Source organism: Shewanella carassii (genome assembly GCF_019670705.1).
Classification (GTDB): domain Bacteria; phylum Pseudomonadota; class Gammaproteobacteria; order Enterobacterales; family Shewanellaceae; genus Shewanella; species Shewanella carassii.
In genome coordinates this window covers 1696238-1710579 of the sequence record NZ_AP024618.1, presented here as the reverse complement: position 1 = coordinate 1710579, position 14342 = coordinate 1696238, and the positions used below count along the sequence as shown (strand labels likewise).

Below are 14342 nucleotides of genomic sequence, written 5' to 3'. Positions count from 1 at the left end.
GACAGCAATCTGAGCCTATGCCAAAAAAGATCATTCAGAGATTCATGCCCGATCCGGAGAAACTGAGGAATCACAAGCACCTCAGGATCTTCGGCAGCCTGCTGAACAAACCCAACCTCTGGGCACTGAATCGCCGCTCTGCCCCCGGCGCCTTCGCCATAGGCCTGTTTGTTGCCTGGATGCCGATGCCGTTTCAAATGGTGTTGGCGGCGGCGCTGGCAATCTACTTCCACGTCAATCTGCCGGTGTCGGTCGCCTTGGTTTGGATTACCAACCCAGTAACTATGCCGCCCATGTTTTACCTGGCCTATTTGATAGGCGCCAAGCTGCTCAATCACCCGCCGCAGCAGTTTACCTTCGAAGCCAGTTGGGCCTGGATAGAATCCTCCATCAGTACCATAGGCCCACCTTTTCTGTTCGGTTGTTTGGTATTGGGTGTGATCAGCGCCCTGACGGGATATTTTGTGATCAAGAGTGCCTGGCAGTACTCCATCTATCTGCAGTGGCAAAAACGACGTAAATAACTGCTGCTGGCAGTAACGTCACTGGAGCGGCACAATTCAGGAGTACTTCAGGGATACATAGTCTTAGCGCTAACCAAACTTGGCAACCCAAAGCATATTCAGCCAACAAAAAGCAAGAACCCGGCCATCGCCGGGTTCTTGCTTTTTAAGATCTGCCTGTCGCTTATCAGCACCCGGCCAGGGCGGTTGCCGGGGCGATGCGACTGGCCCTGAACGCCGGATACAAGGTAGCCAGCAGACTCATCAGCAGCGCCATAGCCACCACGACCAGTACGTCCGCCAACTCGAGCCTGGATGGCAAGAAATCGATAAAATAGATATCCCCCGAGAGCAACTTATGCCCGGTCAACTGCTCAATCCCCTTGGCGATGGCCGAGAGATTCTTGGCCAGCAATACCCCCAGCAAGGTTCCTATGGCGCAGCCGAGCACACCATTGAGCGCGCCCTGGACAATAAATACCAGCATCACGGCGCCGCGCTTAAGTCCCATGGTCATCAAGATGGCGATTTCCGAAGCCTTGTCACGCACCGCCATTACCAGGGTGGAGACTATGTTGAAACAAGCCACACCTATTACCAATGCCAGAACAAGATACATGACGGTGCGCACCAGCTGAATGTCCTGGTAGAGATGCCCCTGGGTGCGGGTCCAGTCGTTGAGATACAAAGTCTGGCTCTGGGCATAACCCAGCTCGCGGATCAGCCGCGGCGCTTCAAATACCCGCTCAACCTTGATTCTCACCCCGGTCACCTCGTCTGCAAGCCCAAGCAGGCGCTGGGCATAGGCCATGGGCACATAAGCCGTGGTGTATTCAAGCTCGCCGCCGAGACGAAAACTGCCGCTTATCAACAGTGAATGACTGCGGGCCTGCGCCAGTTGACCACTGCCCTTGCCATGGGGTGATGGCAGATAGAGGGTCAGGCGATCACCCACCTTAAGTCCCAGTTTGTCCAGCATTCCCTGGCCCAGCACTATATGATTGCTGTCGCCCTCAAGGCTCTGCCAGCTTTCCTGTGTCAGATACTGACTCAGGGTCGAAACCCGCGCTTCGGCCTCGGGGTTAACCCCCACCACAGACAAGCCGACAAAACCGCCCGGCTTTTGCACCAAGCCCTGCATGCGTACCAGCGGAGCAGCGGCGCTGATGCCGTCGATTTGCTCGGCGTCCGACACTATCTGACGCCAGTCGTGAATAGGTTCGCGGACCTGGCTCAACTCCCCTTGGGGCACAACCCCGAGCAGGCGCTGCTCCAGCTCGCGCTCAAAGCCGTTCATCGCCGACAGCACCAGAATAAGCACGGCAACCCCGAGGGCGATACCTGCGGTGGAGGCAAAAGAGATAAAACTGATAAAGCTGCTGCTCTGGCGGGCACGGTAAAAGCGCCAGCCGATGACCAGGGGCAGCAAGGCGGGATGCGCCGTCATTGGCCCGCCTCCGGCGTCGACAAACGACCATCAACCATCTGCAGCTGCCTATCCATCCTGGCCGCCAATTGATGATCATGGGTTACCACCACAAAAGCCGTGCCCAGTTGCGAGGCCAGCTCGCGGATAAGCTCATAGACAGCCTCGCCGCTGTGGGCATCCAGGTTCCCTGTGGGTTCATCGGCAAGAACCACTTTGGGGCTGTTGATCAAGGCCCTGGCAATGGCCACCCGCTGGCGCTCACCACCGGAAAGCTCCGCCGGGGTGTGATCCAATCTATGTCCCAACCCCACTCTTTCGAGCAAGGCCTTGGCCTGTGCTCGCACTTCTGTCTTAGGTCGGCCGGCGATCAGCCCCGGCATAGCCACATTTTCCAGGGCGTTGAATTCGGGTAACAGATGATGAAACTGGTAGATAAAGCCCATCGCCTGATTGCGCAGCTGTGCCTGACGGGAGGCCGAGGCCTTGTATAAGTCCTCGCCTTCGAGCAACACCTGACCGGCAGAGGGCTTATCCAGGGTGCCAAGAATATGCAGCAAGGTACTCTTGCCCGAGCCCGAACTGCCGACAATCGCCAACTGCTCCCCCGGATACACCTTGAGGTCGACCTGCTCGAGCACCTTGGTGCTGAGCTTACCTTCCTGATAACTCTTGCTGACGGCTTTGGCTTCAAGGAGCGCGGCTTGTTGCATGGTATTGATTCTCTTATTCATATCTAAGTGCAGTCGCAGGTTCTACCCGGGCGGCCCGAATGGCCGGGTACAAGGTGGCGGCCAGGGTCATCAGCAGAGTGCCAATGGCGATAAGCACCAGCTGCTGCGGTTCCAGCTGCACGGGTAACCTCTGCCCGGCGCCCAATACGGCGATCCCCAGGGTCGACAGCAGCGGATTGATATTGAGGGTAGCCACTATGCCAACCCCGAGGCCCAGCGCCAAGCCTATCAGGGCATTGAGGGAGCCCTGGGAGATAAAAATGGTCATGATATCCAGCCTGCCCAGCCCCTGGGTCTTGAGCACGGCGACATCGGCAGTTTTATCCACCACCATCATCACCAGCGCCGAGACGATATTGAAGGCCGCCACCGCGACAATCAGGCTCAACATCAAAGACATCATGTTCTTTTCCATCTTCACCGCGGCGAACAGATGGCCATAACTGTCACGCCAGTCGCTGACGCTCACCTCAACGCCCTTAGCTTCGAACAAATGTTCAACCTTGGGCGCCAGCGCCGGGGCGCTGAAGGGGTCGCTCAGAAACAGTCTGAGATCCTGAATTTGCTTTGGCGACTGACGCATCAAGCGGCGGGCATCTTCATAGTGCAGAAAAGCCACCCCGGCATCGACCTGAGAACCCATCTCAAAAATACCCGCCACTTCAAAAATTCGCTGGCTGGGAACAGGCCCAAGCGGCGAGTACACCACACCATCACCGCTGAGCAGACGCAGCTTGTCACCGGTGGCAACATTGAGCCGCCGTGCCAGCTCTGAGCCCAACAACACCCGGTAGCTGCCGCTGCTGAGCGAATCGAAGGCATCCAGATAGGCGTGTTTGGCTACAACCGAGAGATTTTTCTCGGCCTCGGGGTAGATGCCATAGAGCTGCACCGCACTGATATTATCGGCCGACTGGGCCATCGCCTGGGTGGTCGCCGAAGGCGCCAGCCCAAGCACGCCAGGCAATTGTTGCAAATCGCCTTTAAAGCTCTGCCAGTCGTCAAAAGAGTTGTCTGTATGTACCGTCAGTTGTGGGATAGCCCCCAGGATTCGGGTCTTGAGCTGGCCTTCCAGGCCGTTCATCACAGAGCTGACAATAATCAATGCTGCCACCCCGAGAAAAATCCCGCTGACGGCGAAGAAGGTAATAAAGGAAGCAAAAGCGTTGGCCTTGCGGGCACGCCAGTAACGATAACCTATGTAAAATGAGAGTCCCGGATTCATGAGAGGGATAGCATGTCCTGTGCGCTGCGCTTGCTAAATCAATGAAGTGGGCACGATAATAGGTGGATTGACCGGGTAAATACAAGAGGCGGGACCTTGTTTCCTGAATCCAATCCATACTTCAGCGTGCCCCACGCCTTTGATGTCTATCTCAGCCTCTGGCCCAAGGACACTCCCTTGCCGACCGAGAGCCAACTGCTGGCGATGCAATCCACCGGCTTGAAACTGATGAGCGAGGTCAAGGCGCTGGAAGCCGGCTGTTTGTTGCAGCTAAGGCAACTCGGCGATGAGGGCCGGGCGATAGTCGACTACCTCAAACTCCAGTCCCTTAAGATAGATCTGGTGTTACAGCACGTATTGGAGCAAGAGAGCCGCGAAGGCCAACACTGCCCCGGGGTGCAATTTGGCGGCAGCGGCGTGCGGGTGCAGTTACCCCAGGCACTGGACGCCGGTACATTTTGCAAGCTGACCCTGTTTATTCGCGATGAAATCCTGTCCTTGCAGTGTATCGCCTCGGTGCGGGAATGCCGCGACGACCCAGACCATGAAGGCCAGTTTCTGGCCGATCTCGACTATCGGGTGATCCAGGATGCCGATATCGAACTCTTGGTCAAGGCCAGTCTCAGCGTGCAACAAAAACAGCTCAAAAGGCGTAAAGCCAGTCAGGATCCCAACTGGCATGAGCCATCCTAAATCTCTACAATGGTGCGCAATCCATTCAGAATGAATCTGTTATCACATCTTCAATGAATAAGTTTTCTGTACTGGCGCCTGCGGGTGCCCCAAAGGCCGGCGAGATCCGCCATCTCGGCCTCGGCGAAGGCGTGGAGCGCGCGCTGACCTTGGCCAACCTCGCCCGCCAACATCAAGGTGTCAGCCTGTTGGTAACAGCGGATACGCCAACCGCCCTGACACTGGAAGCCGAACTTAAATACCTTCTGGGTGATGCCCTGCCCGTGTGGTTATTTCCCGATCGGGAGACCCTGCCCTACGACAGCTTTTCGCCGCATCAGGATCTGATCTCCCAGCGGTTGGAAACCCTGTCAAGGTTGCCAAGTGCCAAGCGCGCCCTGGTAATAGTGCCTATCAACACCCTGATGGTGCGACTGCCACCCAAGTCTTTCCTGTCGGCCAATGTGATGTTGCTGAACAAGGGCGACAACTATAGCCTGCAACAGATGCGCGAGCACTTGGTCAGCGCCGGTTACCATCTGGTCGGCCAGGTTTATGAACATGGCGAATTTGCCATTCGCGGCTCGATTCTGGATATCTTTCCCATGGGCTCAGCCGAGCCGCTGCGAATTGAACTGTTCGATGATGAAGTGGAATCGATTCGCCATTTCGATCCTGAAACCCAGCTATCCAAGGAGCCCCTGTCGCAGGTACGGATGCTGCCGGCCAAGGAGTTCCCCACAGATGAACGGGCCATAGAAAGCTTCCGCCAGCGTTATCGGCGCTATTTTGAAGTATTGGTTAAAGAGCCCGAGTCCATCTATCAGCAGGTGAGCCGCCATTTGATGCCCGCCGGTATCGAAAACTACCTGCCCTTGTTCTTTGATGAAACCGCGACCCTATTCGACTATTTTGCCGGCGATGTGCAACTGCTGACGCTGGGCGACCTGCAGCAGGCCGCCGACACCCACCTGACTCAGGTGCGCAATCGCTATGAAGACAGGCGGGTCGATCCGCTGCGGCCCCTGCTGGCCCCGGCAGACCTATATCTGTTGACCGAGCAGCTGTTTGCCGCCTTCAAGCGCTGGCCAAGACTGCAACTGAGCCAGGTGGATGCCCAAAAACAGCAGCAATTGGCTGCAGTAAGCGCGCTGCCGGATATCTCGGTCAACCATAAGCTGAAGCAGCCCTTGCAGGCATTGGCCGATTATATCGCCTCGGCAGGCAGAGTCCTGCTGAGCGCCGAATCCGAAGGCCGCCGCGAGGCGCTGATGGAGCTGCTGGCCAAGATAGAGTTGCGCCCGGTACTGTTCCCGCATCTCAAGGCGTTTATCGACTCGGATGCGCCGCTGGGGTTAATCGTCTCGCCCCTTGCCAAGGGCTGCGTACTCAATGAGCCTAAGCTCAGCATTATTTGCGAGACCGAGCTCTTCGGTCAGCGGATCTCCCAGCAGAGGCGGCGGGAAAAACAGCGCCAGATCAGCAGTGACGCCCTGATTAAAAACCTCGCCGAGCTCAAGGTCGGCCAACCCATAGTGCACCTGGAGCACGGGGTCGCCCTCTATCAAGGGCTGGAAACCCTGGATACCGGCGGCGTGGTGGCCGAATACCTCAAGCTGGAATACGCCGGTGGCGACAAACTCTATGTGCCTGTGTCGTCACTGCACCTCATCAGCCGCTACGCTGTGGCGCCGGATGAATCCCCCAACCTCAACAAGTTGGGCAACGAGAGCTGGGCCAAGGCCAAGAAGAAGGCGATAGAGCGCATTCGTGATGTGGCCGCCGAGCTGCTGGATGTTTACGCTCGCCGTCAGGCCCGCCCAGGCGAGGCCTGTGAACTGGATGAGGCCGAATACGCCCTGTTCGCCCAGGGTTTCCCGTTCGAAGAGACAGTGGATCAGGAAACCTCCATCGCCGCCGTTCTCGCCGATATGCAGTCACCGGTGGCTATGGACCGTCTGATCTGTGGTGACGTGGGCTTTGGCAAGACGGAAGTGGCCATGCGCGCCGCCTTTGTTGCCGTCAACGCCGGCAAGCAGGTGGTGGTGTTGGTGCCCACGACGCTGCTGGCTCAGCAGCACTATGAAAACTTCAAGGACAGGTTCGCCGACTGGCCGGTGCAGATTGAAGTTATATCCCGTTTTCGCACCGCCAAAGAGCAGCAACAGGTGATTGCCGACCTGGCAAACGGCAAGGTGGATATTGTTATCGGCACCCATAAGCTGCTCAACAGCGAGGTGAAATTTGACGCCCTCGGCCTGCTTATCATAGATGAGGAGCACAGGTTCGGGGTACGGCAGAAAGAGAAAATCAAGGCGCTCAGGGCCAATGTGGATATTCTCACCCTGACGGCGACCCCTATTCCCCGCACCCTGAATATGGCCATGTCCGGCATGCGGGATCTGTCGATTATCGCCACCCCGCCTGCCAAACGCCTGGCGGTGAAAACTTTCGTACGCGAATACGACAAGGCCAGTGTCCGTGAGGCCATAGAGCGGGAGATCCTCCGTGGCGGCCAGGTCTATTACCTGCACAACAATGTGGAGAGCATAGAGAAACGCGCCGAGGAGCTGCGCGAGTTGTTGCCCGATGCCAGAGTGGTAGTGGCCCACGGCCAGATGCGCGAGCGCGAGCTGGAGCGGGTAATGTCCGATTTTTACCACAGACGCTACAACGTGTTGGTGTGTACCACCATTATTGAAACCGGTATCGATGTACCGAGCGCCAACACCATCATCATAGAGCGGGCCGATACCTTCGGATTGGCGCAGCTGCATCAGCTCAGGGGCCGGGTTGGCCGCTCCCATCACCAGGCTTATGCCTATCTGATGACCCCGCATCCGAAACGCATGACCTCAGATGCCCGCAAGCGCCTAGAAGCGATTGACGCCCTGGAGGATCTCGGCGCCGGCTTTATGCTGGCGACTCAGGATCTGGAGATCCGCGGCGCCGGTGAATTGCTGGGGGATGAGCAGAGCGGCCATATCTCCAAGATAGGCTTCAGCCTCTATATGGAGATGCTGGAGTCGGCGGTCAAGGCGCTGAAACAGGGCAAGGAGCCATCCCTGGCGCAGATGCTCAACCAGCAGTGCGAAATCGAGCTGAGGATCCCGGCGCTGTTGCCGGAAGACTATGTGGGCGATGTCAATATTCGCCTGTCGCTCTACAAACGGATAGCCAACTGCACTACGGAAGCGGCACTGGATGAACTCAAGGTGGAACTGATTGACCGTTTCGGTTTGTTGCCTGAAGCCACCCGAAACCTGATGCAACTGACACTGTACAAACATCAGGCCACCGCGCTCGGGCTGAAGAAACTCGATTTTCACGCCCGCGGCGGCAGTGTCGAGTTTGGTGACGACCATATTATCGATCCCGGCTTTATCATTGGCCTGTTGCAATCCCAGCCACAAATCTATCGAATGGATGGACCGAATAAGTTAAAGTTCACCCTGGCGGCCGAAAGCAGTAAAGAACGCCTGGAGATGGTGGGTCTACTGCTGCAACAACTGGCACAACACACTGTGGGAGAAAAATAGTGTATCGAAATATGCTGGCAACCCTGGCTCTGGGGCTGACACTTTCGCCTGTATTGCAGGCGGCACAATATCCTTGGTACGAAGTCGAGGTATACCTGTTTGAGCGCCCCGGGCCAAGCACGGAAAAGTGGCCGGATACGCCGCTGGAGCTCAAGCTGAACAAGACCATAGACTTGATCACTCCCCAGGTCGCCACCCAAATCAGCTCAGGCAGCATGGCTGTGGGAGACTGTGATCCGCAATGGCAATCTCAATCTGCAAACAGCGCAGCAGATAAGGCTCTCAATAACGATGCCTCCGGCTCGCAGCGCGGCCGTCCCCTTCAGGCAGGCCAAGTGATATCTCTGGCCCAGGCCAATAACACGACTCCAGCGGATGCCGCCGCTTTGCCTTGCCAACAGCAGCAAGCGGAAATCCGTATGCCCAAGCAGTTGCCCGTAAATATCAGTCCCAGAGACAGCAGCACAGCCAGCCAACCGGGCGCCCTGCTACTCAGTGAAAGTCGGGCCCAATTTGGCGGTGTTATCAATGCCCTCAAGCGGCAGAGCGGTTTGAAAGGGCTTTTGCACCTCACCTGGCAGCAACAGATGAAACCCCGCCACAGAGCCGAGGCACTGCATCTCTTTGGTGGCCGTAACTTTGGCTCGGACTTCAAGCTTTCAGGCTTGCCCCAGAGCCAGTTAGACACGGCTTCGAACTCATCTTTGAATGGTTTATCAGAAGGCTTGTCGGAAGACAAACTGCCTGGGCAGGCATTGGACAATGGCCTGAGTGAAGCAACTCAAATGGGCAGTGAGGAATATGCAGCGCTTGGGAGCTTGATGGTGCCGCAAACGCCCAAGGCGGTGTGGGAGTTCGATGGGCTTTTGAATATCTATCTCAGCCACTATCTCTATGTGGAAACCCGCTTCAATTTGAGGGAGGCCGGCTTTAAGTCTCTGGCGACCCAAGAAGGTGAGCCTGAACTGCAAACCCCCTTTCTTTACAGCATTCCCATGGAGCAAAATCGCCGTATTCGCAGCGGGGAAATACACTACTTCGATCATCCCCGTATGGGTATGATCCTGCAGGTAAGGCGTATGGCTCAGCCGGGCAGCCAAACTCAAGCCGATAGTAGCGAAGAGCTCTGATCAATCACTGATAGAGAAGTCGAGGTAGATCTCATCTGCCTCGTCTTCCTCTACATACACCCCATCGACCCGAGCCTGAGGTGGCCCTTGCTCGCACCAGGCAATCAAGTGGTCAACTGCCGGATAAGCCCCCTGCGCCAACACTTCTACCGAACCATCTTCTTTGTTACGCACATAGCCAGTCACCCCCAGTGACTGAGCCTTTTGCTGGGTAAAGCGTCTGAAACAGACTCCCTGCACCTTGCCTTTTACAGTCAGCAGCACCCGCTTCATGGGCGTCTCCTTATTGTTTCGGTGACCTTGTGTTGCCGTGCTTATAAATCAAGCAGTTGATTAACAAAAAAGCAAAAAAAACAGCTAACAAAAGAGTGTTAGCTGCATCGGGCGACATACGCAAAAGGTTTGACGCGTTGCGAACAACGGAATGTAACATTCTGTATCAAACTCGCCACGAGCCGTAACTTTACACAGTCAATAGCCCAATGCAACCAGCAAAACAGATAGAAAAACACCCCTGAGACGCTCTCGTGACCCAAGTCACAAAAAGAATCCGCTTTACCGTATGAGTGGATATTTATCCTACCCGCTCAACACCCTCTGTCTGCTTGAAGGCTTTTATCTGAGTCAAATGGCTCGCCAGCGAGGCAAACTTATGACTCTGCTGCTTATCCCAAATTACTTCATAATAGCGGCTAAGCAAGGCATGACTGCGGGTGCTATCCAATACCTCATCCTCGGTCGACAGCAGGCACAGGGCGCGGTTACGGTTCTTGCTGCGAAAATCGGTCACACACTTGCTGGCAATATCGGCGTACTCTTCCGGCCTGTCTATCTTGCCGGGCATGTTTTCCTCCGGCCACAGATTGGGGTTGACCAATACCGCCTTGAGCCCGGACAGAAAAGCAATTCGTTCGGCCCAATAGGCACCCAGCCCCACACCTATGATCAATGGTTTGGGATCATCAGTGAGTTTGAGCTGTTTACTGACCTCATTCAGCAGATGCTGCATGTCGTGTCTGGGATGCTGGGTGCTGTAGCTGATGAGACGCACATCATCATCAATAAACTGTAACTGCCTGACTTTTTCATGATTACCCGGGCTGGTGGCATCAAATCCGTGAAAATACAAAATCATTTTGTTTCCTCAAGTCTCATTCCAGTCATGGTTATACAGGTTTCAAACTAACCAAGTTAGTTTGCGCCTATATTGTGCCAAATCAATTTTTTGTGGATGAAATCCTTGCCGCCAGCTCGCGGGCTCGCTCCCAGCGTACTTCATCCTGCAATGCACGCATCACCTTAACAGGGTCGGCCCTCAACGTTGCAGCCGGGAAAGGATTGCTCTCTGGCCAAGAAAAGTCCCCCAGAAGGCTTCTGGCGCCCTCAGGGTCATTGCATACCAATACCATGTTACAACCGGCATCCAGCGCCGCCTTGGCTCTTGCCTGATAGTCCCCGGCTACCGCCGCCCCTTTCATGCCAAGATCGTCCGAAAAAACCACCCCGTTAAAGGCCAGTTTGCCGCGCAGCTCCTGCTGGAGCCAAAAAGATGAAAATCCTGCGGGGTTTGGGTCTACTTCGGGGTAAATCACATGAGCCGGCATAATGCCTTGGAGCATCTCTTTGGCGATCAGCTGTGAAAAAGGCTGCATGTCGCACTCGGCAATCTCTTGATAGCTGCGCGGGTCGACCGGCTGGGCAATATGGGAATCGGCCTCGACACTGCCGTGGCCGGGAAAATGTTTGCCCACTGCGGCCATACCGGCCTCAGTCATGCCTTCAATAAAGGCCGCTGCCAGCGCGGTGACCTGCTCGGGCTTTGAGGCGAAACTGCGAGTGCCTATCACCTGACTGATACCATTGAGATCGAGCACAGGGGCAAAGCTTAAATCTATGTCGCAGGCCAAGAGCTCAACGGCCATCAAAAAGCCCAGCTCTTTGGCCCAGGTTGTCGCCAGCTCCAGCGAACCTGCGGCGGCCGGCAATATATCGCCCATGGCCGGGATTTGGGTAAATCCCTCGCGAAAACGCTGTACCCTGCCCCCTTCATGGTCGACGGCAATCAGCAGTTCGGGACGCACACTGCGAACCGCGCGGATCAGGGCTATCAGTTGCTCTCTGTCTTGGTAATTACGGCTGAAAAGGATTAGGCCGCCAACGGCCGGGTGCTGCAGGACAGAGGCCTCCTCTGGCGTCAACTCGACAGAGGCAAGATCCAGCATTAAGTGACTCATAAACATCTCCAACAGGGTACCGCGCATAAAAGCGACTGAAAAAGGTACGAAATGGTGTTAGCCCCGATACAGGTATGGCAGCCAGGATAGCGCAACCAGGGGCAATCCCATTGTTAGCAAGGCTAATGCGACCATAGCTTGATAAAAATAACTAATGATATTCCAGGCCAAAAGTATGGGATACTTGCCCATGGGCAGAGTAACTCTGGGTCAAGGTTACTCCGAAACCTGCGTATGCGCGAGCAATGCGCCTCCCAATGACTAAAATAACAACGAAACAACAACAGGGTTAACCAAATGATTAGCGTATTCGATATGTTCAAGATAGGTATAGGACCCTCCAGTTCCCATACCGTGGGTCCGATGAAAGCGGGCAAAATCTTTATCGAACAACTGGCTGCAGATGACTTACTTGGACAGGTCGACGAACTGCAGGCCGAGCTTTTTGGCTCTCTTGGACAAACGGGCAAGGGCCACGGTACCGGCAAGGCGGTGATCCTGGGATTGATGGGGGAAGATCCGGAAACCGTCGATACCGACAGCATAGAGGCGATTCTGGCAGAGGTAGCCGACAGCCAGACACTGACACTCAGCGATGGCCGTAAGGTTAAGTTTACCCGCGAAGATGGCATCACCTACCACAGACGCAAGACACTGCCGGCACACGCCAACGCCATGACACTCTACGGCCTCAAGGCCGGAGAGTGTTTGTATCAACGCACTTACTATTCGGTCGGCGGCGGTTTTATTCTCGATGAGGATGAAATTCAGCAGCGTAACGCTTCTCCGGCGACTCCCATCGCCCAGGCGCCTTACGATTTCAATACCGCTAGCGAGCTGTTGGAACTGTGCAGCGACAATGGCCTGAGCATCTCTTCATTAATGATGGCCAATGAGCTCAGCATAGCCCCAGAAGATGAAGTCAAAGCCAAACTGTGGCATATCTGGCAAACCATGAAAGCCTGCGTGGAAAAAGGCTATCAGAAAGAAGGCATTTTGCCCGGCGGTCTTAAACTGCGCCGCCGCGCTCCGGCGCTGCATCGCCGCCTCAAGGCCGAAGGCCGCAACAATATCGATCCCCTCAATGCCATGGATTGGGTGGACTTGTTTGCCCTGTCTGTGAATGAGCAAAATGCCGCCGGCGATCGTGTGGTAACGGCGCCCACCAATGGCGCCGCCGGCATCATCCCCGCCGTGCTCTGCTACTACGACACCTTTGTTCAGGAAGTGGATGAAGATGTCTGTTGCCGTTTTCTGTTGACGGCGGCAGCCATAGGGATTCTGTACAAGAAAAACGCCTCCATTTCCGGAGCCGAGGTTGGCTGTCAGGGCGAAGTCGGCGTAGCTTGCTCCATGGCCGCCGCCGCGCTGACCGAGATCATGGGCGGTACAGTCGAGCATGTCGAAAACGCGGCGGAAATCGGCATGGAACACAATCTGGGGTTGACCTGCGATCCTGTCGGCGGCCTGGTACAGGTTCCCTGTATCGAGCGTAATGCCATGGGCGCCGTCAAGGCAATCAACGCTTCACGCATGGCGCTGCGCGGCGACGGTAATCACAAGGTTTCCCTGGATAAGGTGATCAAGACCATGATGGATACCGGCAAAGATATGCGCAGCAAGTACAAGGAAACCGCCAAAGGTGGGCTGGCGGTCAATATCGTTGAGTGTTAACCGATAGCATTTCATCACTCTGCCAAACAGAATTGGGGAGCCGCAGCTCCCCAATTCTTAATCGACCCCATGCTGGATTGAACTGACAGACATCGAAAGCCTATCGGCAGTCTCCCATGTTAACGCAGCGGTAATTCAACATCGGCAAACATCTGTTCTATTAACTGGGCATCACGCAGGGCAACCGCCTTTTCCACCACATCCCGGGTCAAGTGCGGCGCAAAACGCTCAATAAAGTCATACATGTAACTACGCAGGAAACTGCCCTTTCTGAAACCTATCTTGGTGGTGCTGTGGGCAAACAGATGGCTGGCATCTATGGCGACCAGATCCTTATCGATTACAGGGTCGATCGCCATGGAGGCGATTACGCCCACCCCGAGTCCCAATCTGACATAGGTCTTGAGCACGTCGGCACTGGTGGCACTGAAAACCACTCTAGGTTCGAGCCCTGCCCCGTGAAAACCGCGTTCAATTTCCGAGGCCTTATCAAAACCAAACACATAAGTGACCAAGGGGAAACGCGCCAACTCTTCAATGCTGATCCGGCTGCGGCTGGCGAGCGGATGATCCCGAGAAACCACTACAGAGCGGTTCCAATGATAACAAGGCAACATGATGAGATCGGAATAGAGGTGCATCGCCTCTGTGGCAATGGCAAAGTCGGCATCACCACGGGCGGCAGCTTCACTGATCTGTGAAGGCGTACCTTGATGCATATGTAGATTCACCTTGGGGTAACGCTCAATAAACTGACGAATGATCAGCGGCAAAGCATAGCGGGCCTGGGTATCTGTGGTGGCAATGTTCAGCTCTCCCTGATCCGGCTTGGTGTATTCTTCGGCTACTTTCTTGATACTCTCCACCTTACCGAGAATATCGTTGGCAATTTTGATAACCTGTTCACCGGCCGGTGTCACATGAGTCAAGTGTTTGCCACTACGACCGAAGATCTGGATCCCCAACTCATCCTCCAACATACGGACTTGTTTACTGATCCCTGGCTGAGAGGTATAGAGGTTTTCGGCGGTCGCGGAAACATTGAGATTGTGATTGACTACTTCTGCAATGTATCTGAGTTGTTGCAACTTCATCTTAGATCCTTGATATTCCGCTCTCTTTGGAGACAGAATTGAGTGTTGGGGTACCGGACATCTATAATTAATCGTTATAGTATAAAGCAATAACTAAATCAAACAGGAATA

Annotated in this window: 12 protein-coding genes; 5 read left to right on the top strand and 7 right to left on the bottom strand. The window is 55.2% G+C overall.

What is annotated here, in order from left to right:
* Positions 1-17: 17 nt before the first annotated feature.
* Entirely contained in the window at positions 18-524 is a 507-nt protein-coding gene (locus tag K5621_RS07855; RefSeq protein WP_115390171.1) for a DUF2062 domain-containing protein, read from the top strand.
* A 166-nt stretch (positions 525-690) separates the two neighbouring features.
* Here the strand turns inward: K5621_RS07855 and lolE are convergent, their stop codons facing one another.
* Genes lolE through K5621_RS07840 form a run of 3 tightly spaced genes read right to left on the bottom strand, consistent with a single transcriptional unit; the run spans position 691 to position 3888 of the window.
* Complete coding sequence (lolE, locus tag K5621_RS07850; RefSeq protein ID WP_221050859.1) at positions 691-1950, bottom strand: lipoprotein-releasing ABC transporter permease subunit LolE; 1260 nt, start codon at positions 1948-1950, stop codon at positions 691-693.
* The gene (gene lolD, locus K5621_RS07845; RefSeq protein WP_071477434.1) at positions 1947-2663 is read right to left on the bottom strand and encodes a lipoprotein-releasing ABC transporter ATP-binding protein LolD; all 717 of its coding nucleotides are present in this window, start codon (positions 2661-2663) and stop codon (positions 1947-1949) included. Before lolD ends, lolE begins: the two co-directional genes overlap by 4 nt.
* Positions 2656-3888: a lipoprotein-releasing ABC transporter permease subunit gene (locus tag K5621_RS07840; RefSeq protein ID WP_221050858.1), complete on the bottom strand. Its 1233-nt coding sequence runs from the start codon at positions 3886-3888 to the stop codon at positions 2656-2658. The genes lolD and K5621_RS07840 overlap by 8 nt, the downstream gene beginning before the upstream one ends.
* A 96-nt stretch (positions 3889-3984) precedes the next feature.
* Between K5621_RS07840 and K5621_RS20000 the strand changes: the two genes are divergently transcribed.
* Genes K5621_RS20000 through K5621_RS07820 form a run of 3 tightly spaced genes read left to right on the top strand, consistent with a single transcriptional unit; the run spans position 3985 to position 9229 of the window.
* Positions 3985-4581, top strand: coding sequence for a hypothetical protein (locus K5621_RS20000; RefSeq protein WP_245003149.1), 597 nt, complete (start codon positions 3985-3987; stop codon positions 4579-4581).
* Positions 4582-4634: 53 nt separating this feature from the next.
* Positions 4635-8099, top strand: a complete 3465-nt coding sequence (gene mfd, locus K5621_RS07825; protein ID WP_221050857.1) for a transcription-repair coupling factor — start codon at positions 4635-4637, stop codon at positions 8097-8099.
* Positions 8099-9229: a CsiV family protein gene (locus K5621_RS07820; protein WP_221050856.1), complete on the top strand. Its 1131-nt coding sequence runs from the start codon at positions 8099-8101 to the stop codon at positions 9227-9229. The genes mfd and K5621_RS07820 overlap by 1 nt, the downstream gene beginning before the upstream one ends.
* Here K5621_RS07820 and K5621_RS07815 read toward each other — a convergent pair whose 3' ends face one another.
* The 3 genes from K5621_RS07815 to nagZ form a co-directional block, all read right to left on the bottom strand.
* Positions 9230-9502: an acylphosphatase gene (locus K5621_RS07815; protein WP_100142365.1), complete on the bottom strand. Its 273-nt coding sequence runs from the start codon at positions 9500-9502 to the stop codon at positions 9230-9232.
* Positions 9503-9803: 301 nt separating this feature from the next.
* Positions 9804-10364, bottom strand: coding sequence for an alpha/beta hydrolase YcfP (ycfP, locus tag K5621_RS07810; protein ID WP_096142278.1), 561 nt, complete (start codon positions 10362-10364; stop codon positions 9804-9806).
* An 82-nt stretch (positions 10365-10446) separates the two neighbouring features.
* Complete coding sequence (gene nagZ / locus K5621_RS07805; RefSeq protein ID WP_221050855.1) at positions 10447-11463, bottom strand: beta-N-acetylhexosaminidase; 1017 nt, start codon at positions 11461-11463, stop codon at positions 10447-10449.
* A gap of 297 nt (positions 11464-11760) precedes the next feature.
* Here nagZ and K5621_RS07800 point away from each other — a divergent pair, with 297 nt between their 5' ends.
* The gene (locus tag K5621_RS07800; RefSeq protein ID WP_100142363.1) at positions 11761-13137 is read left to right on the top strand and encodes an L-serine ammonia-lyase; all 1377 of its coding nucleotides are present in this window, start codon (positions 11761-11763) and stop codon (positions 13135-13137) included.
* Positions 13138-13256: 119 nt separating this feature from the next.
* On the opposite strand, the gene cysB is transcribed toward K5621_RS07800, so the two are convergent.
* Entirely contained in the window at positions 13257-14231 is a 975-nt protein-coding gene (cysB, locus tag K5621_RS07795; protein ID WP_100142362.1) for an HTH-type transcriptional regulator CysB, read from the bottom strand.
* Between the last annotated feature and the right edge of the window lie 111 nt (positions 14232-14342).